At 57.9% G+C, this 21,236-nt stretch carries 19 protein-coding genes and 1 tRNA gene; 16 read left to right on the top strand and 4 right to left on the bottom strand.

Annotated elements, in window-relative coordinates:
- Window positions 1–120 precede the first annotated feature (120 nt).
- The 3 genes from nuoN to MKD49_RS11310 all read left to right on the top strand — a co-directional run bounded on the left by nuoN (window position 121) and on the right by MKD49_RS11310 (window position 2,642).
- The gene (gene nuoN, locus MKD49_RS11320; protein WP_121039205.1) at window positions 121–1,629 is read left to right on the top strand and encodes an NADH-quinone oxidoreductase subunit NuoN; all 1,509 of its coding nucleotides are present in this window, start codon (window positions 121–123) and stop codon (window positions 1,627–1,629) included.
- Window positions 1,630–1,641: 12 nt separating this feature from the next.
- Window positions 1,642–1,956 (top strand): DUF2818 family protein, encoded by a 315-nt coding sequence (locus tag MKD49_RS11315; RefSeq protein ID WP_121039208.1) that lies wholly within the window; start codon window positions 1,642–1,644, stop codon window positions 1,954–1,956.
- 110 nt (window positions 1,957–2,066) lie between these two features.
- The gene (locus MKD49_RS11310; RefSeq protein ID WP_134135085.1) at window positions 2,067–2,642 is read left to right on the top strand and encodes an NUDIX domain-containing protein; all 576 of its coding nucleotides are present in this window, start codon (window positions 2,067–2,069) and stop codon (window positions 2,640–2,642) included.
- A gap of 79 nt (window positions 2,643–2,721) precedes the next feature.
- On the opposite strand, the gene MKD49_RS11305 is transcribed toward MKD49_RS11310, so the two are convergent.
- Window positions 2,722–4,398: an electron transfer flavoprotein-ubiquinone oxidoreductase gene (locus tag MKD49_RS11305; RefSeq protein ID WP_121039214.1), complete on the bottom strand. Its 1,677-nt coding sequence runs from the start codon at window positions 4,396–4,398 to the stop codon at window positions 2,722–2,724.
- Between the two features lie 432 nt (window positions 4,399–4,830).
- On the opposite strand from MKD49_RS11305, the gene MKD49_RS11300 reads away from it, so the two are divergent.
- The 6 genes from MKD49_RS11300 (at window position 4,831) to MKD49_RS11275 (ending at window position 11,375) form a co-directional block, all read left to right on the top strand.
- Window positions 4,831–5,256 (top strand): thioesterase family protein, encoded by a 426-nt coding sequence (locus MKD49_RS11300; RefSeq protein WP_034337696.1) that lies wholly within the window; start codon window positions 4,831–4,833, stop codon window positions 5,254–5,256.
- A gap of 156 nt (window positions 5,257–5,412) precedes the next feature.
- A complete protein-coding gene (locus MKD49_RS11295; protein ID WP_209580973.1) occupies window positions 5,413–6,564 on the top strand; it encodes an ABC transporter substrate-binding protein in 1,152 nt (383 codons plus the stop codon).
- A 176-nt stretch (window positions 6,565–6,740) separates the two neighbouring features.
- On the top strand, window positions 6,741–7,631 hold the full coding sequence (locus tag MKD49_RS11290) for a branched-chain amino acid ABC transporter permease (protein ID WP_039786681.1): 891 nt from the start codon (window positions 6,741–6,743) through the stop codon (window positions 7,629–7,631).
- Between the two features lie 4 nt (window positions 7,632–7,635).
- Complete coding sequence (locus MKD49_RS11285) at window positions 7,636–9,603, top strand: ATP-binding cassette domain-containing protein (protein WP_121039223.1); 1,968 nt, start codon at window positions 7,636–7,638, stop codon at window positions 9,601–9,603.
- A gap of 2 nt (window positions 9,604–9,605) precedes the next feature.
- Complete coding sequence (locus MKD49_RS11280) at window positions 9,606–10,334, top strand: ABC transporter ATP-binding protein (protein WP_034330243.1); 729 nt, start codon at window positions 9,606–9,608, stop codon at window positions 10,332–10,334.
- Window positions 10,335–10,568: 234 nt separating this feature from the next.
- Window positions 10,569–11,375 (top strand): alpha/beta fold hydrolase, encoded by an 807-nt coding sequence (locus MKD49_RS11275; RefSeq protein WP_252696308.1) that lies wholly within the window; start codon window positions 10,569–10,571, stop codon window positions 11,373–11,375.
- 57 nt (window positions 11,376–11,432) lie between these two features.
- On the opposite strand, the gene MKD49_RS11270 is transcribed toward MKD49_RS11275, so the two are convergent.
- Complete coding sequence (locus MKD49_RS11270) at window positions 11,433–11,627, bottom strand: hypothetical protein (protein ID WP_034330238.1); 195 nt, start codon at window positions 11,625–11,627, stop codon at window positions 11,433–11,435.
- 56 nt (window positions 11,628–11,683) lie between these two features.
- On the opposite strand from MKD49_RS11270, the gene MKD49_RS11265 reads away from it, so the two are divergent.
- Entirely contained in the window at window positions 11,684–12,166 is a 483-nt protein-coding gene (locus MKD49_RS11265; protein ID WP_227022613.1) for a helix-turn-helix domain-containing protein, read from the top strand.
- Window positions 12,167–12,449: 283 nt separating this feature from the next.
- Here the strand turns inward: MKD49_RS11265 and MKD49_RS11260 are convergent, their stop codons facing one another.
- The gene (locus MKD49_RS11260; protein ID WP_252696307.1) at window positions 12,450–14,063 is read right to left on the bottom strand and encodes a hypothetical protein; all 1,614 of its coding nucleotides are present in this window, start codon (window positions 14,061–14,063) and stop codon (window positions 12,450–12,452) included.
- 280 nt (window positions 14,064–14,343) lie between these two features.
- On the opposite strand from MKD49_RS11260, the gene MKD49_RS11255 reads away from it, so the two are divergent.
- The 6 genes from MKD49_RS11255 (at window position 14,344) to MKD49_RS11230 (ending at window position 20,793) form a co-directional block, all read left to right on the top strand.
- Complete coding sequence (locus MKD49_RS11255; protein ID WP_252696306.1) at window positions 14,344–15,510, top strand: DegT/DnrJ/EryC1/StrS aminotransferase family protein; 1,167 nt, start codon at window positions 14,344–14,346, stop codon at window positions 15,508–15,510.
- The gene (locus MKD49_RS11250) at window positions 15,510–16,454 is read left to right on the top strand and encodes a glycosyltransferase family 2 protein (protein WP_121039235.1); all 945 of its coding nucleotides are present in this window, start codon (window positions 15,510–15,512) and stop codon (window positions 16,452–16,454) included. The genes MKD49_RS11255 and MKD49_RS11250 overlap by 1 nt, the downstream gene beginning before the upstream one ends.
- A 12-nt stretch (window positions 16,455–16,466) precedes the next feature.
- A complete protein-coding gene (locus MKD49_RS11245; RefSeq protein WP_121039238.1) occupies window positions 16,467–17,402 on the top strand; it encodes a WxcM-like domain-containing protein in 936 nt (311 codons plus the stop codon).
- Window positions 17,402–17,779 carry a GtrA family protein gene (locus tag MKD49_RS11240; RefSeq protein ID WP_039787343.1) on the top strand — a complete coding sequence of 126 codons (378 nt, stop codon included), beginning with the start codon at window positions 17,402–17,404 and terminating at the stop codon, window positions 17,777–17,779. Before MKD49_RS11245 ends, MKD49_RS11240 begins: the two co-directional genes overlap by 1 nt.
- Before the next feature lie 107 nt (window positions 17,780–17,886).
- On the top strand, window positions 17,887–19,374 hold the full coding sequence (locus MKD49_RS11235; RefSeq protein WP_121039241.1) for a hypothetical protein: 1,488 nt from the start codon (window positions 17,887–17,889) through the stop codon (window positions 19,372–19,374).
- Between the two features lie 54 nt (window positions 19,375–19,428).
- Window positions 19,429–20,793, top strand: coding sequence for a hypothetical protein (locus MKD49_RS11230; RefSeq protein ID WP_252696305.1), 1,365 nt, complete (start codon window positions 19,429–19,431; stop codon window positions 20,791–20,793).
- Window positions 20,794–21,013: 220 nt separating this feature from the next.
- Here the strand turns inward: MKD49_RS11230 and MKD49_RS11225 are convergent.
- Window positions 21,014–21,089: transfer RNA gene (locus MKD49_RS11225), tRNA-Lys, on the bottom strand.
- Window positions 21,090–21,236 lie beyond the last annotated feature (147 nt).

Below are 21,236 nucleotides of genomic sequence, written 5' to 3'. Positions count from 1 at the left end.
TCCCGCCGACAACCAAGCTGGGCAACAACGAGTAACGAGACGAGCCGGTGTGGCATTGCCGGTCGGGCGGCGCGATCAAGGTCGCGACACAAGCGGGCGTACACAAGCGGTAGTAACTAAATGAATAACATGAATCTGATCCCTGTCTATCCGGAAATATTTCTGCTGATCGCGACTTCCGCGATCCTGCTGATCGATATGTTCCTGCCGGAAAGCAAGCGCGTCATTACCTATCTGCTGTCCCTGGCGGCGCTGGTGGTGTGTGCGGTACTGACCTTTGCCGACCTCAACACGGGCGCTACGGTCTACACGTTCAACAACATGTTCGTGTCCGATCCGCTGGCCAACCTGTTGAAGCTGTTCACCTACCTGGGTGTGGGCGTCACGCTCATCTACTCGCGCCAGTACAACACTGCTCGCGGCATCACCGGTGGTCCCCTGGGTGGCGAATACTACGCCCTGGCGCTGTTCGCGCTGCTGGGCCAGATGGTCATGATCTCCGGCAACAGCTTCCTGTCCATCTACCTGGGCCTGGAACTGATGTCGCTGTCGCTGTACGCCCTGGTGGCCCTGCGCCGTGACCACGCCGCTTCGACCGAAGCCGGCATGAAGTACTTCATCCTGGGTGCACTGGCCTCCGGTTTCCTGCTGTACGGCATGTCGATGCTTTATGGCGCGACCGGCGGTGCCCTGGAACTGAACGAAGTCTTCCGCGCCATCGTCTCCGGTACCGTTGACCGCACCCCGCTGGTGTTCGGCATCGTGTTCGTGGTGGCTGGCCTGGCCTTCAAGCTGGGTGCCGTGCCCTTCCACATGTGGGTGCCTGACGTCTACCAAGGTTCGCCCACCCCGGTGACCTTGCTGCTGGGTGCCGCACCGAAGCTGGCGACCTTCGCCATCACCTTCCGTCTGCTGGTCGAAGGCATGCTGCCGCTGGCCGTGGACTGGCAGCAGATGCTGATGGTGCTGGCCGTGCTGTCCATCATCCTGGGCAACGTCACCGCCATCGCACAGACCAACATCAAGCGCATGCTGGCCTACTCGACCATCTCGCACATGGGCTTCATGCTCTTGGGCATGCTGTCGGGCGTGGTCGACGGCAACCTGTTCTCGGCCGTCAACGCCTACAGCTCTTCGTTGTTCTACGCGGTGACCTATGTGATCACTACCCTGGGTTCCTTCGGCGTCATCATCCTGCTGTCGCGCTCGGGCTTCGAAGCTGACACCCTGGACGACTTCAAGGGCCTGAACCAGCGTAGCCCGTGGTTCGCCGCCGTGATGATGATCATGATGTTCTCGCTGGCCGGTATTCCCCCGCTGGTGGGCTTCTACGCCAAGCTGTCGGTGCTGCAGGCCGCCATGGCCACTGGCCAGATCTGGCTGCCGGTGCTGGCCGTGGTCTTCTCGCTGATCGGTGCCTTCTACTACATCCGCGTGGTCAAGGTGATGTATTTCGACGAGCCCACCGACACCAGCAAGATCGTCGCTACGCCTGAAATGCGTGTCGTGCTGAGCTTGAACGGTATCGCCGCCCTGGCCATCGGCCTGTGGCCGGGGCACCTGATGGATGCCTGCACCAACGCCATCGTCAGCACCCTGGCGACCTTCCTCAGCAAGGTCGTGGCGTAAGGAAACAGGGAAATGAACGTTTCCCTGTTCAGCTGGATCGTCATCCTGTTGGCCGCCCTGGCGGCCAATTTGCCTTTCTTCAACCAGCAATTGTTCGGCCTGATTCCGCTGAACAAGGACGCCGCCTGGGTCAAGCCGATCTGGCTGCGGCTGCTGGAACTGGTGGTGCTGTATTTCCTGGTCGGCGTCGCTGCCCATCTGCTGGAAAGCGGCATCGGCAACGTCTTTTCGCAGGGCTGGGAATTCTATGCCATCACCGCTTGTCTGTTCCTGGTGCTGGCCTATCCTGGCTATGTGATGCGATACCTGCGCAAGCAGCACGCCTGAAGCAGCCTGCAAGAGGCGTCGGTCACTGACTGACGCCTTTTTTCTTGGTGCGTGCCGGTCGGGCGCGGCCAGTCGTTTTTCTTCTCCAACCTCATCCCCTCGCACATATCATGGACGCCCATCTCAAAGAGACGCAGAAAGACACTCGCCAGGTTTACGACGGCCATTTCCTCAAGGTCCAAAAGGACACCATCGTGCTCCCGGACGGCAAGGAAACCAGCCGTGAATACATCAAGCACCCCGGTGCAGTCACGGTGCTGCCACTGTTCGAGGACGGCAGCGTGTTGATGGAGCGCCAGTTCCGCTATCCGCTGCACCGGGTCTTCATCGAATTCCCGGCCGGGAAGATCGATCCGGGTGAAGATACGCTGGAGTGCGCCAAGCGCGAACTGAAGGAAGAGACCGGTTATACCGCCACCGAATGGCAGTACGTGTGCACCATTCACAATGCCATCGCCTATTCGGATGAACATCTGGTGCTGTATCTGGCGCGTGGCTTGAAAGAGGGCGAGCGGGAGTTGGATGAAGGTGAATTCCTCGACATCTACAAGGCCCCGCTGGCCGAGCTGCTGGAACAGGTACGCAATGGCCAGATCACGGATGTGAAGACCGTGATCGGGGTGTTCTGGCTGGAGAAGATAATCAATGGCAGCTGGACCCCGCCCGAACGCCCGGCCGGCATCTGAGAACTGTGCTGACCCAACGAAAAAAGCCGCATCCCTGACAAGGATGCGGCTTTCGTTTTTGCGAGACAGGGAAGGGCGCTTACATGCCCGAGTAGTTCGGCCCGCCGCCGCCTTCCGGGGTGACCCACACGATATTCTGTGTCGGGTCCTTGATGTCGCAGGTCTTGCAGTGCACGCAGTTCTGCGCGTTGATCTGCAGGCGATCGGAATTGTCCTCGTTCTTGACGAATTCATACACCCCGGCCGGGCAGTAGCGCGATTCCGGGCCGGCGTACTTGGCCAGATTCACCTGCACCGGAACATTCTTGTCCTTCAGCGTCAGGTGCGCGGGCTGGTCTTCACCGTGGTTGGTATTGGAGATGAAGACCGAAGACAGGCGGTCAAAGGTCAGCTTGCCATCCGGCTTGGGATAGGCGATCGGCGCGAAGTCCGAAGCCGGGCGCAGGCATTCGTGGTCGGCGTGGGTATGGCGCAGCGTCCACGGCGCCTTGCCCCCGAAGAGCACCTGGTCGATGCCGACCAGCAGGGTACCGGTGATCAATCCCTTGCTCATCGACGGCTTGAAATTGCGTGCCTTGTGCAGTTCTTCCTTCAGCCAGGAAGCCTCGAAGGCTGCCGGGTAAGCCGCCAGCTCATCGGACTGGCGGTTCTCGCCCAGCGCCGCGAAGGCGGCATCTGCGGCCAGCATGCCGCTCTTGATGGCGGCATGGCTGCCCTTGATGCGCGAGGCATTGAGGAAGCCCGCATCGCAACCCAGCAGGGCGCCACCGGGGAAGACCAGCTTGGGCAGCGATTGCACGCCACCGGCCGTGATGGCACGTGCGCCGTAAGAGATGCGCTTGCCGCCTTCGAAGAACTTGCGGATCTCCGGATGGGTCTTGTAGCGCTGGAATTCCTCGAAGGGCGAAAGATACGGATTCTGGTAGGCCAGTCCTACGACGTAGCCGACGGCGACCTGGTTGTTTTCCAGGTGATACAGGAAGGAGCCGCCGTAGGTGTCATTGGCCAGCGGCCAGCCGGCGGTGTGAACCACCAGGCCGGGCTGGTGCACTTCGGGCTTCACTTCCCACAGTTCCTTGATGCCGATGGCGTAGGTCTGCGGATCGCGTCCGGCATCGAGCTTGTACTTGGCGATCAACTGCTTGCCCAGGTGGCCGCGCGCCCCTTCGGCGAAGAAGGTGTATTTCGCGTGCAGCTCCATGCCCAGCTGGAAGTCTCCGGTGGGTTCGCCTTCCTTGTTGATGCCCAGGTTGCCGGTCGCCACACCCTTGACCGAGCCATCCTCGTGATACAGCACTTCGGCCGCCGGGAAGCCCGGGAAGATCTCCACGCCCAGCGCCTCAGCCTGCTGGCCCAGCCAGCGGGTGACGTTGGACAGCGAGATCACGTAGTTGCCATGATTCTGGAAGCAGGTCGGCAGCAGCCAGTTGGGGGTCTTGTAGGCCTTGCTCTCGGAGAGGAACAGGAAGCGGTCCTCGGTCACCGGCGTGTTCAGGGGCGCGCCTTGTTCCTTCCAGTCGGGGATCAGTTCGGTCAATGCACGCGGGTCCATCACCGCGCCGGAGAGGATGTGGGCACCGACCTCGCTGCCTTTTTCCAGCACGCAGACCGAGACTTCCCGGTTCTGTTGCGCAGCCAGCTGCTTGAGGCGAATCGCTGCCGACAAACCAGCGGGCCCGCCGCCGATGACGACGACGTCATATTCCATCGATTCGCGAGGGCCGTATTGTGCGAGCAAGTCTTGAGAAGAAGTCATGGGTGTCCCGTGTTATGTGAACTGCCTGTTTTTCGAACGATCGTGCTATTGTTAAGTATTTTTCGAAGGAACGCTAGAGGGAACGGCCATTTCGCGTTTTTTTTATTCAACTTCTAGCGTTCATATCTGAAACAATGCACTGCAAGCGGACTGTCCTGCGGGAAAATCGCCCCGCGCCGGAAGCTTGCCGGAGGTGCCGTATTTTATGGGATTTTCTGCGCGAGGCTCATACCGTATTGGCGTGACCTGATAACCCTGTGTTATGCGCGGTCGCTGCGGTGAGGGCGCGTTGGCGAGCAGGGTGACTCGGTAGTGAAGCAGAAAGCCCCAGCGGATGCGGGGCACGGCTGCGTCGTAAATGCGACAGATCTCGCGCGTCGCGCATGAAAAAAATTACATTCATTGATGAATCAAACCGGAAAAGGACCCACGATGAGCAGTCACGAAGCCGCCGCCACCAAGCCTCTGTACGTCTCGCAGCAACGCATTCGCTGGGGCGACATGGACGCCTTCGGCCACGTCAACAACACGCTCTATTTCCGCTTCATGGAGCAGTGCCGCATCGAGTGGCTGGAAGAGGTGTTCGGGCCCACCATCGCAGGCGAGGAGGGTCCGGTGATCGTCAATGCGCACTGCAATTTCCGCCGCCAGATGAAGTATCCCGCCAGCATCCTGGTACAGATGGGCGCGGGGCACCTGGGGCGCACGAGTGTGGAAACTACGTATGTCATCCGCGACGCTGCCGATGAACAGATCATTTATGCTGACGGTGCCGCAAAAATCGTCTGGGTCGATTTCAAGAAAGAGAAATCCACTGCACTGCCTGAGAAGCTGCGACAGCTCCTGACAAGCCTGTAAGTTTGGCGCAAGGAAACTGGGACAGAATCGGCCCGACACTCCCGCAAGGATTCGCCACAGAGCGAAGGGGAGCGGAGAATTCGTTCACACGGAGCGGGTTCCAAAAGCGCTACGCCCGCTCGCGTGCTAGCCAACAATTACATTCTGGAGGATGACATGAGCTACAAGACCCAAGCCTTTGTTGCAGCTGCCCTGATGAGCCTGGCGCTCACTTCGCAGGCTGCGGATCCGATCAAGATCGGCGTTTCCGGCCCTTACACCGGTGGCTCTGCCCCGATGGGCGTGTCCATGCGTGACGGCGTCAAGCTGGCCGTGGCCGAGATCAATGCCGCTGGCGGCGTGCTGGGCCGGCAGATCCAGCTGGTAGAGCGCGACGATGAAGCCAAGAACGAACGCGGCGTGCAGATCGCCCAGGAACTGATCAACAAGGAAAAGGTGGTTGCCACCGTCGGTTTCATCAACACCGGCGTGGCCCTGGCCTCGCAGCGCTTCTACCAGGAAGCCAAGATCCCGGTGATCAACAACGTGGCGACCGGCACCGTGATCACCAAGCAGTTCGAGAAGGAAAAGGACAACTACATCTTCCGCACCTCGGCCGCTGACAAGATCCAGGCCAAGATGATCGCCGATGAAGCGGTCGACAAGCAGAAGTTCACCAAGGTCGCCATCCTGGCCGACTCCACCAACTACGGCCAGCTCGGCCGTGAAGACCTGGAAAAAGTGCTGGCCGACAAGAAGGTCACCCCGGTGGCCGTCGAAAAGTACAACATCAAGGACGTGGACATGACAGCCCAGCTGCTCAAGTCCAAGCAGGGCGGCGCGCAAGCCGTGCTGACCTACGGCATCGGCCCGGAACTGGCGCAGATCGCCAACGGCATGGAGAAGCTGAACTGGCAGGTGCCCATCATCGGCAGCTGGCCGCTGTCGATGGGCAACTTCATCGACAACTCCGGCAAGAACGGCAACGGTGCCCGCATGCCGCAAACCTTCATCCAGGACGGCAACACGCCCAAGCGCAAGGCCTTCATCGAGGCTTACCAGAAGGCCTACAAGGTTGACCGCATGCCTTCGGCCGTCTCGGCTGCCCAGGGCTATGACTCCATCCTGCTGCTGGCCGCTGCCATCAAGCAGGCTGGCACCACTGATGGCGACAAGGTTCGCGCCGCGCTGGAAAACCTGAACACCAAGGTCGAAGGCGTGGTGACCACTTATGACAAGCCGTTCACCCATGACGATCACGAAGCCATCAAGGCGGGCATGGTCGTGATGGGCGAGGTCAAGAACGGCCGCGTCATCCTCGGCAAATAAGAACCGACTCGCTTCACTTCACGTAACGCAGTCGAAGAGGCCAGTCCTTGCGATCCGGGGGCTGGCCTTTTTCACACGATCTGTTGACGAATTTCTAACGGCGCCGGGGGCGGTCGCCGCGGGATCGTTGCAGCTCTACGCCGCCACCCGGCGGTAGCCGCTTCTTGGGAAATACAATGGACATCCTCTTACAACTGGTCTTCTCCGGGATCGCGCTGGGCATGATCTATGCCGTGATCGCCTTCGGTTACCAACTGACCTTTGCCACGTCCGGCACGCTCAATTTCGGCCAGGGTGAAGCCCTGATGCTGGGCGCGCTGGTCGGGCTCTCCGTGGTAGGCAACATCCACGGCGGGCCTTATCTCAACTACTGGCTGATGATCCCCATCGTGCTGGTCTTCGGTGCCCTGCAGGGCATGTTCGTGGAATGGATCGGCGTGCGTCCGGCCATCAAGATCAAGTCCGAATTCGGCTGGATCATGTCCACCATCGCGCTGGCCATCATCTTCAAGAACGTCGCCGAGAACATCTGGGGCAAGGACGACCTGCCGTTCCCGTCGCCCATCTCCGGCACGCCCTTCCAGGTCTTCGGTGCCAACGTGCAGCCGATGCAGGTGCTGGTGGTGATCGGCGCCTTGCTCATCATGGCGGCGGTCGAATTGTTCAATCGCAAGTCGATCTACGGCAAGGCCGTAGTGGCCACCTCCAACGACCGCGATGCGGCGGGGTTGATGGGCATCAATACCAGCATGGTGATCACTTTTTCATATGCCCTGTCTTCGGCCACCGCCGCCTTCGCCGGCGTGCTGGTGGCGCCGCTGACGCTGACCGGCGCCACCATGGGCGCGGCACTGGGGCTGAAAGCCTTCGCGGTGGCCATCATTGGTGGCCTGACCTCGGGCATGGGCGCCATCGTCGGCGGCCTGATCCTCGGCGTGGCTGAAACCGTGACCGGTTTCTATATCTCGACCGGCTACAAGGAAGTACCGGGACTGGTGCTGCTGCTGCTGGTGCTGGCGGTGAAACCTGCGGGCCTCTTCGGCAAAACTGCGATCAAGAAGGTCTGACACCATGAACAAGAAAATCCTGCTGCTGTCCTTGCTGGGCATCGCCGCGCTGGGCGGCATTCCCATGGTGGTGCACAACCCGTATTACCTGCACCTGATCGAAACCATCCTCATCTACGCCATCCTGCTGTTCGGGCTCGATATCGTGGTCGGCTACACCGGCCAGGTTTCGCTGGGCCATGCGGGCCTGTTCGGCATCGGCTCCTACGCCGCCGGCGTGCTCTTCTTCAAGCTGGGCATGCCGATATTCGTGACCATCCCGGCGGCCATTGCCGTGACGGCCGTCTTCGGTGCCATCCTGGCGCTGCCGGCGCTGCGCGTGACCGGTCCTTACCTGGCCATGGTGACGCTGGCCTTCGGGACCATCATCCAGATCCTGATCAACGAGATGACCTTCCTCACCGAAGGCCCGCTCGGGATCAAGGTCGCCAAGCCGATGCTGGGTGGCGAGAAGATGAACGAAGTGCAGTTCTTCTACCTGGTGGCGATCCTGATGGTGATCTCCATGCTGGTGGTGCATCGCATCCTCAAGTCCAACCTGGGCCGTGCCTTCCAGGCGTTGCGCGACAGTCCGATCGCCTCGGACTGCATGGGCGTGTCGGTGTATCGCTACAAGGTCTATGCCTTCATCATCAGTGCGGCGCTGGCCGGTCTGTCGGGTGCTTTGTATGCGTATTCGGAAGAGTACATCTCGCCCAATACCTACAACTTCGAACTGACCATCCTGTTCCTGCTGGCGGTGATCATGGGTGGCCGCAAGTCGCGCATCGGTTCGCTGATCGGCGCATTGATCGTGGTGATGCTGCCCAGCCTGCTGTCGGACATCGCGCTGTTCCGCCAGATCGCCACCGTATTGGCCGTGATCGTGGTGATCGGCGCCGGCGTGCAGCTGGCCAAGGGGACCAAGACCGCGCGCGGCATCGCGGTGCCGGTGGTGGCGACCATCGCCATGGCCGCCTTCTCGTACAAGCTGGAAAACATCACCGACTGGCGCCTGACCATCTTCGGTTTGATGACGCTGTTCGTCGTGTATTACCTGCAGGACGGCATCGTCGGCTTCTGCCGCAGCCTGTTCGGTCGCATGCTGACCAAGCACGTGCCCGTGGCCCAGCAGATCGCCGGTGACAAGGAGCGCGCCGTCATCACCACCGACTCCGTCAAGGACGAGGGCGCAACGCTGCTGAAGGTCAACCAGATCCTGATGCAGTTCGGTGGCCTGAAGGCCTTGAACCGGGTTGACCTGGATGTGCGCAAAGGCACCGTGCACGGCCTGATCGGCCCGAACGGCTCGGGCAAGAGCACCATGATGAACGTGTTGACCGGCATCTATCGTCCTACCGATGGCGTGGTGGAATACGACGGTCGCCCGATCTCCGGCAATACGCCTTCGACCATCGCCCTGGGCGGCGTGGCGCGCACTTTCCAGAACGTGCAGCTGTTCGGTGAAATGACGGCCACTGAAAACGTGCTGGTGGGCCTGCACCACACCTTCAACAGCAACGTGGTCGACGTGATGGTCAATACGCCGCGCTACGTGCGCGAAGAGCAGGCCGCACGGGAACGCGCCGCTGCGATCCTGGAATTTGTCGGCTTGGCCAACCTGGCCAACGAGGAGGCGCGCAACCTGCCCTACGGCAAGCAGCGCCTGCTGGAAATCGGCCGTGCGCTGGGCCTGAACCCCAGCCTGCTGCTGCTCGATGAACCGGCCGCCGGCCTGACGGCACCGGACATCAAGGAGCTCGTCGCCATCATCCGCAAGATCCGCGAAGCCGGCATCACCATCATCCTGATCGAACACCACATGGATGTGGTCATGTCGATCTGCGATACCGTCACCGTGCTCGACTTCGGCCAGAAGATCGCCGAAGGCAAGCCGGCCCAGGTGCAGGCTGACCCCAAGGTCATCGAAGCCTACCTCGGCAGTGGCGCAGGCGATGCCCACGACAACCCACCCAGCCCCGCGGGAGCCTGAACATGCTGACCATTTCCAATCTGCACGCCGCTTACGGCAAGGTCGAGGTGCTGCATGGCATTTCGATGGACGTCCCCAAGGGCAAGGTGGTGACCCTGATCGGTTCCAACGGTGCCGGCAAGACCACCACCATGCGCGCCATTTCCGGCATGATCAAACCGAAGGGCGGGGAAGTCACGCTCGGCGGCAAGAACATCACCGGCCTGGACTCGCACCGCATCGCGCGCTACGGCCTGGCGCATTCGCCGGAAGGCCGGCGCGTCTTCGCCACCATGAGCGTGACCGACAACCTGCTGCTGGGCGCTTTCCCGCGCTTTACGCGGGCCCGCCCCAAGGGCGATATCGCGCACGACCTGGAACGCGCCCTGGAGCTGTTCCCGCGCCTGAAGGAGCGGCAGACGCAGCTGGCCGGTACCCTGTCGGGCGGCGAGCAGCAGATGCTGGCCATGGCGCGCGCGGTGATGTTGAACCCCGAAGTGATCCTGCTGGACGAGCCATCGATGGGGCTGGCGCCGATCCTGGTGGATGAGGTCTTCCGCATCATCGTGCGGCTCAAGGAGCAGGGCGTGACCATGCTGCTGGTGGAGCAGTTCGCCGCTGCCGCGCTCAATGTTGCGGACTACGGCTATGTGTTGGAGAATGGCAAGATCTCCGTACACGGACCCGCCGACAAGCTGCAGAACGACCCGGCGGTCAAGGCCGCCTATCTGGGCGGCGGTGCGCATCACTGAGGGCTGCAAGCGAGCAGCATCAGCCATGCGCCTGGCGTGATACTGGGGCTCGCACGTCGCGCAAGCTGATAGCGTGTCCGGTATATTGCGGGGGAGCCATACCCCCTTGAAGGCTGATTCAGGCGCACCCCCCGGTGCGCCTTTTTATTTGCCGCTTGCCCCTTTGGGTGCCGTGTGCAGGTAGGGGGGCGGCGGCCGCACGCAATGCGTCAGTACCCAAGCAGAGGAGCGAGCATGTCCGAACGGCAGGACGCGTATATCGAGACCGAGGGCGGAACCCTGTATGCCAGCGTGTGGGGCGGTTCGCCCGAGGCACGCACGCCGATTGTGCTGTTGCACGACTCGCTGGGCTCGGTCGCCTTGTGGCGCGACTTTCCTGCCCGGCTGGCGGCGCAGACCGGACTTCCCGTCATTGCCTATGATCGGGCCGGCTTCGGACAGTCCTCGGCGAGGACGGATGGACTGGCGCTGGATTTCATCTCTGCTGAAGCGCCCACGTCGCTGTCCGCGGTCCTGCAGCATTTCGCAGTGGACAAGGTGATCCTGTTTGGCCACAGCGTCGGCGGTGGCATGGCCGTGTCGGCGGCGGCACAGTGGCCGCAGCGAGTGCTGGCCGTTATCACCGAATCGGCACAAGCCTTCGTGGAGGACCGGACCTTGCAGGGCATTCAGGAGGCGCGAACCCGCTTTGCCGATCCGGCACAACTCGCGCGCCTGGCGAAGTACCACGGCAACGACCTGCAACAGGCGCGCTGGGTGCTCTCGGCGTGGATCGACACTTGGCTCTCGCCGTCCTTTGCGCACTGGTCGCTGGCCCCCATGCTGGAGCGGCTGCGCTGTCCGGTGCTGGCGCTGCATGGCGATCTGGATGAGTTTGGCAGTCTCACGCATCCGCGCATGATTGCCAGCCTGCCCGCAGCGTTCCCGGGGCAGGGCGAGTCGCGGGTGCTGGCGCAATGTGGTCATGTCCCGCACCGCGAGCAAGCGGATCAGGTGATGCGGGCAGCCAGGGAGTTCCTGCTGCGCCACGGCCTCATCTGACCCGTTCGGCCGCGCCGTTCATCGTCATCCTGGTCGGGCGAATGCGTGTGCGCGATCTCAGTCGACAGGATGCTGGCGGCGATACGTCTGCAGTCCCAGCAAATACATCGTGCGAATGAAAAGAGCGCGCGAGCGGTAGGTTTGTTGTGCCAACAGGTCAGCTTCCTCGAATTCCGCCTCATTTAATCGAAAATTCACCAGACGCGTCGTTCCTTTTGCGGGCTTGCGTTCGTTTTGTTGCTTGGGTGCCATAAGATGTCTCCTCGCTGTTGAGCTGAAAGCAACATTCTAGGAGAGGTCCTTTTCATATGTCATCGAATAAGAGTGAATTTTTGACAGTACTTGGCGATCGCCTTGCGCAAGAGCGTGGCCGCTGCGGTCATACCCAGAAATCGGTAGCGGACCAGCTCGATATCACGGCACGTACCCAAATCAAGTACGAGATCGGCGAGACCGCGCCGGACGCTTATTACCTGCACGGCCTGGGGGAGATCGGGATCGATATTACCTATGTGCTGACCGGTGTGCGCGGCAGTACGCCGACCCAGCAGGAGAGCGAGCTGATTGCCTGCTATCGCGCCGTGGATCCGGTGCTGCGCAGTTCCCTGGTTCAGCTCTTGTCGGGCTTGTCGCAGATGGCCAAGACGGGGAAGAAGAAACGCGATCTGCCAGCAGCGACCGAGGCCAGGCGTATCCGGCCAGGACGGCAGCGCAAGGTCAATGCGATAGCGGCGGACAGCGCAGCTGCTTCGGAGTTGACACCGGTCGTAAGCGGGTATGGCAAGGAGTGAGCCAGTTCTTTCGAAGGGGCAGTCGGCAGGGCAGGACGTGCAAGACAATGAGCCTGAACGCCAGGGGCGCGATCCTTTCGAGGGCTGATACAACAACTTCACACAATGCCGCAGAAACGAAAAAGCACCACGATCGGCTGTGGTGCTTTTCATTGTTGGGACCATTCGTTTTCAATGACTCAGCAAACCGGCTGATGCTTTTCCTGCGAATGAACTTGTGGAGTTTGTGCGGTGCGCAGGATGCGATGGTTATCGGCACGGTAGTGCTGCTTTGGGTCCGAGATCACGACTTGGCGCGAACGTTGCAACGGCGTTGACTGACTTCTACATCACCATATTTATGAACTGAGATTTCTTGCAGATCTCCGTGCAGATGCTCCTCGCAATATTTGGCCAGAAGATCGAAATAGGGTGCAATGGCAATGAACTTCATGCCTGATTCACTCGCAAGCAGATCTGGAACGCCTTGGCGCTTGCTCTGATCAACAAAGGTGTTCATGTAAGGGGCCTGAGCCAACCCGCCCAGGCTGTACAGCCTGAAAGGCATGTCAGCCTTGTGTCGTCCCAAGAATGGATAGGCTGCTTGAAACGGGAAGCTGCTGGCCCAATTGACGACGGTCGTGGAGGGGAATTCGGTCAAATCTTTTTGGATCCGGGCCACGGTTGACTTTGCGGTATTGGCTTCGATGCAAAGGTTGATGGTGTAAGGGATGAGCACTACAGCCAGCCCGATTATCGCCATGCGTGCACGGCGTGGGGGCACGGGGCCAATCAGGAATGGAGCCGTCAACAGCAGGCCTGCCAAAGGAATATAAACGTGCAAGATCCCCGGTCGGCCCATCAGACCCAATGTGAAAATCCCGGCCAAAAAGATGATCCAGCTGATGAATACCCGACGGCTGGGCAGGACAAACAACATGAACAACGCGGCCAGCATCGGAGCAATCAACTCCTTGTTCCAGAGAAATCTGATTCCAGTCATCGCGTTTGACAAGGAGTTGGCTTGCGTTGGCAAGGGACCCAGTTCGGCCAGCATTTGCTTGAGCTTGTTCACGTCGAGAATATTGAGATCGACGAAGAACCAGTTGATCAGCAAGTCAATATCATTGGTTGAGTAACCATGAGCTTGCAGGATGGCTGGATGCTGCCTGAGCAGAGCACCTGCACCGAAATCGACAATGGGAGAGATAACTTTGCTGGTTTCATTGAATGTCGCCCAACTGGCCGTTTGGTAGGCTTGGTAGTCGACAATCGCGGCGATCAGAACGGCCGCAAAAAAGGCCCCGATCACGAATTTGGCAACTCGGTCCTGGATCAGGTTGCGCCATGGAACGAGAGGTGCCGAAACCAGCAGTACAAACAACACTTCGCGGCTGCGTATCAGGTAACCGGTAAACAGTAGCACCGCGCCCAGCAAGAGGATCGCTCTGCTGCGCTCTCGAATGAAGACCAACAGGCAAATGACGCCCGCAATACCGAGCAGGCCGGCGTTGATCGTGAATTGCGGGAAAAGCACAGGACGCACGAACAGGAACGCCGCAATCAGCGTACATAAGGTGATGCTCGTCTTCAGCTCACGCAATCCGTAGATCGTCGTCGCCGTGACCACGAATAGCACCCCGATCATGGCAACAGAATAGCCGTCAAGGCCATCGATTGATGGTATTGCTCTGACAAAATGCCCCCAGAGCACGTTGGAAAATACAATATTGGGTGAGCCGAATGCAGCAATTCCGTAGCCATGGGCGATCATGGCCATGCCAGCGTCATCGTTACCCCAGTAGGCACCGAAACCTGCAAGCAATACGAAAACCAAGCCGCCGGCAATCAGCAGCGAGCAAAATATGGATAGAAGCCGGGATTGGCCCTGATCATGCGTCGGGGAAACATTTTTCATTATTGTCCGATCGAAATCCGCGAGTTATCAGTCGCTTCACTGCAAGAGAGTGAGCCTTATAAGGGGGGCGCTGAATTATACTTGTCATCTACGAGACATTGTCAAAACGCAAGAAGAGGCGGGAATTCCAAAGCTTCTCAAACCGTGCCGGGGGAAAGTCACTCATTTTTTTTGTCTTGCCTGCGAATTCTTCGCCAGAGCAAGGCGTTGGCAATGGCCAACAGACAATTTTTATTCATCACAGTGATGACGCGATAGAATTCGGCTGGCGTCAGCCCAGATGAAGACTTATCTATGCATGTTTGCGCGGATGAGCAAACATTCATTTTTTGGACAACGAATGAAACCGCTAAAAGCAATCAACGATTTATTCCGGCACAACGAGCCGCTTGAGCCTGAAATCAGCAAGGTTTTCCAGGATTTTTTGGCACGTGGCTGGTATGTGCTGGGGGCAGAGGTCACTGCGTTCGAGCGAGAGTTCGCCGCATATTGCGGAACGGAGTATGCACTCGGTGTGGCCAACGGCACTGACGCCCTGGAGCTGGCGCTGCGGACGGCAGGCGTTGAGGCGGGCGACCGCGTTGCCTTGGTCGCCAACGCGGGGGGCTATGGCACCTTTGCCGTCAATGCGATAGGGGCCGTACCCGTTTATGTCGATGTGGATGCTTTCAGTTTGAATATGGACGTCCTGGCTTTGGAACGCGCACTGCAGGCCTCCAGCATCAGTGCCATCATCGTGACCCACTTGTATGGGCGGTTGGCCAACATCGAAGAAATTTCGCGCCTCGCAAGAGACAAGGGTGTCAAGCTCATCGAAGATTGCGCACAGGCGCACGGCGCTGTGCGAGATGGAAAAAAAGCAGGATCGTGGGGTGATCTGGCGACGTTCAGTTTCTACCCGACCAAAAATCTCGGTGCGTTGGGTGACGGGGGGGCCTTGACCATGAACGCCCCGGATGTCGCGGAACGCGCCAAGCAACTGCGGCAGTACGGTTGGACACAAAAGTATCGTTCCACGGTGATCGGTGGCAGAAATAGTCGTCTGGACGAAGTACAGGCTGCTATCCTCAGAATCAAACTGCCGTATCTTGACCGTTGGAATGCCCGCCGCAGGGCCATTTTTGATTTGTACGGCAAGCTTCTCCGTCATCCGCAGATCACGCTGCCGGCTCCTTGCGGCCCGGATCATGTTGGCCACTTGTATGTCATCCGCTGCGGACAGCGCGATTCCCTGTCAGCGCATTTGCGCACGATGCAGGTGCCCCATGATATTCATTTTCCTGTGCCCGATCATCGCCAGGAAATGTTCAACGGACGCTTCGCCGCTGATATTCTTCCCGTTACCGAGTCCGCGTGCAATGAAGTGTTGACCTTGCCGTGCTTCCCTGAAATGACCGACGAAGAAGTGGAATGGGTATCGCAGCACGTCAATCAGTGGGAAGCGTGATGTTTTCACTCATTATTCCGGTATATAAAAACGAAAAATCGATTCCAGAACTGGTGAAAGTTGTCGATTCATTGAACCGACAACTGGATGGCAAGATGGAAGTGGTATTTGTCGTCGACGGCAGTCCTGATCGCTCTGCTGAACTGCTGCAATCCCTTTTGCCTTCGCAAAATTTTGCATCCCAGCTGATTCTGCTTTCGCGCAATTTCGGCTCCTTTTCGGCGATCCGGGTGGGCTTGCAAAAAGCCTCTGGGGAATATTTTGCCGTCATGGCAGCTGACCTGCAGGAGCCGCCCGAGCTGGTGTTGCAGTTCTTCGAGATCATGCGTGGCGACGAGTTTGATGTGGTTGTCGGCACCAGGGAAGGGCGGGCTGACCCACTGCGCAATCGGCTGTCTGCCAACCTTTTCTGGTCGATTTATCGCAAGTTCGTGGTTTCGCAAATGCCAGCCGGGGGAGTGGATGTGTTTGGATGCAACCGCGCATTCAGGGATTGTTTGCTCTCATGCGAAGAATCGAACACATCACTGATCGCATTGCTGTTCTGGCTGGGCTTCAGGCGCAAGGAGATTTCTTACAGCCGGCGCGAACGGTCGCACGGTGTATCGGCATGGACGTTGTCCAAAAAAATCAACTATCTGATGGACAGCATCTTCGCGTTTACCGATTTGCCCATCAAGCTGTTGCTGGCACTGGGCGTTGCCGGACTTGCGGTATCGATTCCACTGGGGTTGGTGGTCCTGTTTGCACGGATATCGGGTTTTCTGCATGTCCCGGGCTACGCAACCACGGTGCTGATCGTGCTCTTCTTTGGCGGAGCCAATACACTGGGCCTTGGGCTGGTCGGCTCATACGCCTGGCGCGCTTACGAAAATACCAAGCGGCGTCCACTGGCCATCGTTTTGCGTGATCTGAAATTCCCTGCCGGTCCGCTCCAAAAATAAAAGGAATTACTGATGTCATTTTATGTGCACCCGAATGCGTTGTGCGAGTCTGCTCAAATCGGAGAAAACACCAGGATCTGGGCATTTGCACACATCCTTCCGCAGGCTGTCATTGGTAGCGACTGCAATATCTGCGACGGTGTATTCGTTGAAAACGATGTGGTGGTGGGCGACAGGGTCACCATCAAATGCGGCGTACAGTTATGGGATGGCGTCCATCTGGAGAACGATGTCTTCGTCGGTCCGAATGTGACATTTACCAATGATCTCAGGCCCCGAAGCAAGCAGTATCCTGCGTCTTTCGAGAAGACGCTGGTCTGCGAAGGTGCCTCCATCGGGGCCAATGCGACCATCTTGCCCGGGCTGGTCATTGGACGATCGGCAATGATTGGCGCAGGTGCAGTCGTTACACAGTCCGTTCCCCCCTACGCGATCGTGGTAGGCAACCCTGCCCGTATTACTGGTTACGCCAATTCGGTCGAGGAGGTTACGTCAAGCGACAGCGGCGGCGTCGTCAGCAAAGGCCCGGTGACGCCAACCAACGTGAAAGGCGTCACGCTGCACCGATTCAATCATGTCAAGGATCTGCGTGGCGACTTGTCGGTCGGGGAGTTTGAGCGGGAAATCCCATTTGTTCCCAAACGTTATTTTCTGGTATTTGATGTTCCCAGCGAAAAGACGCGTGGCGAACATGCGCACAAGTCATGTCATCAATTTCTGATTTGTGTGCGTGGACGATGTGCCGTCGTGGCCGATGACGGTACCTCCCGCCAGGAGGTGATGCTGGATTCGCCTGCTACCGGGGTCTATCTGCCGCCCATGACCTGGGGCATACAGTACAAGTACTCTGAAGATGCCATCCTGCTCGTGTTCGCTTCCGATTATTACGATGCGTCGGATTACATCCGTGACTACGACGAATTCCTCGCTTTGCTCAGCAACGGATGATGCGTTTTTCCGCACTCAGGCAGAACCGGTTTCTCCGCTTCCTCTTCACTGGCGGGCTCAACACGCTTGCGACTTATGTCTTGTATCTCGCGTTGAAGTTGGTCATTGCTTATCAAGTGGCCTATTTTGTTTCTTACGTATGCGGGATCGTTTTCGCTTACTTCCTGAGCACGTTATTTGTTTTTGAGAAACCGGTCTCATTGCGGACGTTCGTCAGGTTTCCATTGGTCTACGTTGTCCAATACGGCTTGGGTGCGGTGCTTTTGGCGTTCTTTGTCGAAACGCTGGGTTTGTCGCCAAGCGTTTCTCCCTTGCTGGTGATCATTCTCACATTGCCAGTCAGCTTCCTGCTTAGCCGAAGCATCCTGAAGCGTTGAGAGCTGATGCGGCATTCACTGTTGAACTGTCTGATGGCAGCTTCATCGTGATATGCCGTTGGGCTGATTCCACATGAAAAAAGAGCAGCAACGTCTGCGGGGGAATAATGAGCCGATTTCACGAGGGTAGGCGTTTTGCGTCGCTGCATTGCCGTCGATGCGCGGCGATCCATGAAGCACTGGATCGCCATCAAGAGTGGTGGGCATTCGCGCTCGCGGCCATCTTGTTCCTGTTCCTTCATTGGAGCATGAATGTCAGGGTTTTCCCCTACGATGCAGGAGAATATTGGGCGCTTGCGAATCCGTCCACTTTCTTTGATTTTCCTGCGACAACGCGTGGATACTTCTGGCCTCTGCTTTTGCTGCCGGCAAGATGGTTTCAACATATTGGCGCGGAGGCTGCCCTCCCGGCGTTTCGCATCCTGACTTCGTTGGTGTATGGCTTTGCGCTGACAATCATTCTCCCAGCGTTCTACATCCGTATCGTCGGTGGCCGGGTGAATTTCTACAGGCGAATGGTCGTGCCTGTTCTGGTCGCACTCTTGTTTCCCGGTGTGATCGTTTATCCGCTGGCGGATTTGCCCGCCATCCTCTTGCTCTTCGGCGGGCTCAGCTGGCTGGTGTTTGCAACATCGAAAAATCAATTCGGCAAACGCAAGTTGTTTAGCCTGGTGATGGCCGGCATGATGATTGGTGCGGCTTACAACACGCGTACCATCTATCTGTTTTCCATGTTGTGTGTCGTTGTGGCCATTCCCTTTGCGTTCTTCCGCCACGAGGGAATGAAAACCAAGGCCTGGATGCTCTCTGCATTTTTTATCGGCGTGAGTCTGGTGAGCTTGCCGCAGGCGCTGGTCAATCTGCATTCCAAGAAAACCTTCACACCGATGGTGTTGACCGATAACGGCGGCAAGTCATTGTTTGCGCTGCAGCTGATGTGGGGGATCACCTTGCAGCGCTATGAAACGGTAATCGATCCTTCTGTTACACCATCGCGTTTTTATGTTGACCCGGCAGGGCGGCGCATTGCCGAGCTGGAAATGATTGCCAAGGACAAGATTGCGTTGAGCAACTACTTCGCGATTGTCCGAAAGTATCCTGTCGAGTTTGCAGGGATCTACGTTCGCCACTTTATCAACGGCCTCGATCTTCGCGATGGCGAAGTCTATGTAAGAGATGCGAAGAGCGAAGGGAATATCATTTCCCTCCTGAATTTTTTGGTGGTATTGGCAGCGCTGTACGGTTTTTTTAGCCACCGTCTTCATTGCCGTGCTGCGCCGGACGCGAGTGCCGAAGATGGGATGCTGCCCCATATCACTCAAGAGAAATCACCTTGGATCTGGATTGGAATCATTTTGTTGCCGGTAATGGCGATCATTCCGGGCGCGGTCGAGACCCGCTTCTTTTTGCCGCTCCAATTGCTTTTCTATTGCAGTATTGCATTCAATGTCATTCTGCCGGATGCGTGGAAGACAATGCGGTTGCGGAAATGGTTTGTCTGGTCGGTGCTGCTGGTGATGTTGGCGTCCCAAGTCGCGATTACCTCTTCGACCATGGGTACCAGGCAATATGCATCCCCGGACATGTATCGCTGAACTGAAAACGGCGCTTACGGAACGTCAGAACCTTTTGGGAAAAATACAAAATCGATGTTAAACAATTCTGCCAGCAAAATCCTGTTGCTGAAGTCTGCGGTGCTCCTCATGGCGATCGGGTTTGCCTATTTTGCTTTCACTCAGCAATACCGCGCCATTTTCGATCCTTGCAATTGCGCCGATGCCTACGCCTATACAAAAATAGGTCAGCTCTATGCCGAGCACGGCTTTGCGCTGCACGAATGGAGCAAGCTACGTCTTTACGCTTATCCCTTGTTCATTGCCGCTGTTGATATCGCGGCCAGCTGGCTTGCAGTTGACCAGGGAATCGCGCTGTTCGCGGTGCAGTTGGCAGTCTATTTTTCGGCGGTGATTCTGTTATCGGGAAACCTGACAAAACTGGTTTCGCTGCGGGTAGGAAATCTGGTTTTCTTTGCTCTGACAGCAAATGTATTTCTTTATCCGTATCTCGCCATTTCTCTGTCCGACGGCATGTCCGTAAGCCTTCTGATCTTTATCGCCGCGTTGATCGTCCACATGCAATCGTCAGGGTTGAGTGCAGCCCGGGTATTCCTGATGGGCGTGCTGCTCGGATTGGGCATCATGGTGCGCCCGGCCAATCTTTATTGGCTGGCCATGCCCGTGGTCTTGCTTGGCTTGTTCGCATGGAGTGAACGTCAAGGTCGCGGGTGGCATCTCCTGCGTTTCGGCGCAGCTTTGCTGCTGGGTTTCTTCCTTGCAGTGCTGCCGCAGATCATCATCAACTATCACTTTTTCGATGAGCTTACGTTCCTTCCGGTCTTCAAGCTTGGTTCGTTTCAGATCAGGTCAGGAATATTGATGATCAAATATGGAACGAACATGACCGGGAACGGACCGCCAGCCATGGTGTACCCGAATATCTGGTTCAATAACGCGGTACCCGACCTGTCCTGGTACTTCCTCCATCCGTGGCTGGGTGTGCGCACGATGTTCTTGCATCTCTTCAGCGCGCTCGATTTCGACTATCTGTTTTGCTACATCTACGACCTGCGTCCGAAATACCGTCCAGTGCTTTTCTTGTATTCCCAAACCGTCTTGTTCTGGGGCGTTGTCGGTTTTTTTGCTGCGGCAAGAGATATCCGGGTCTGGGAGCAACGCGGTGGTACGAAGCCCAGGGCAAGCGTTGTGTTCATGGCGTTGCTTCTTGCGGCAGTATTGGGCTGGTGTGCGGTCACCTCGATTTCCGCCGTTGAAAACAGGTTCTCATTGCCCATGGTTGCGATCTTGCTTCCGCTGGCAGCCTGGGCACTGATCGGACACCGGTGGGAGAACAGACGTAGCTTGATCCTGTACGGGTCGTTGTTCTGCTGCTATCTCATCTTTGCCGCATGGGTGTCTTACACGATTTCGTCACTGGTCGTTTTACCCAATGGTTGATCGGCTTTACGTGCCACAGTCAAGCTGATCGAATCGAATGCTGCAGCCATACGACGCTACGTATGGCTGCCAGATTTCAGCAGGTTGGCCCTTCCTGGGCGAAAAAGATGAGGAGGGTGCCGACGGGGAGATGACTGCAGCTGAATAGCGTGAACCGAGGCGCTGCATTCAGTTCGGCTGGAAAAAGAAAAAGGCCTCGCGAAGCGAGGCCTTTTGAGTTTGGTGGGGCGTCACAGATTCGAACTGTGGACCTACGGATTAAGAGTCCGCTGCTCTACCAGCTGAGCTAACGCCCCGTGGTGTTCCTGAAACGATCAGGCCAACCGGGAAGTGAAAAAGGCCTCGGGTTGAGAGGCCTTTTGAAATTTTGGTGGGGCGTCACAGATTCGAACTGTGGACCTACGGATTAAGAGTCCGCTGCTCTACCAGCTGAGCTAACGCCC

This window comes from Herbaspirillum sp. WGmk3 (genome assembly GCF_023952535.1).
In the GTDB taxonomy this organism is placed as follows: Bacteria; Pseudomonadota; Gammaproteobacteria; order Burkholderiales; family Burkholderiaceae_D; genus Herbaspirillum; species Herbaspirillum huttiense.
The sequence above is the reverse complement of the archived record's forward strand: the minus strand, read 5'-3'. Positions and strand labels throughout refer to the sequence as shown.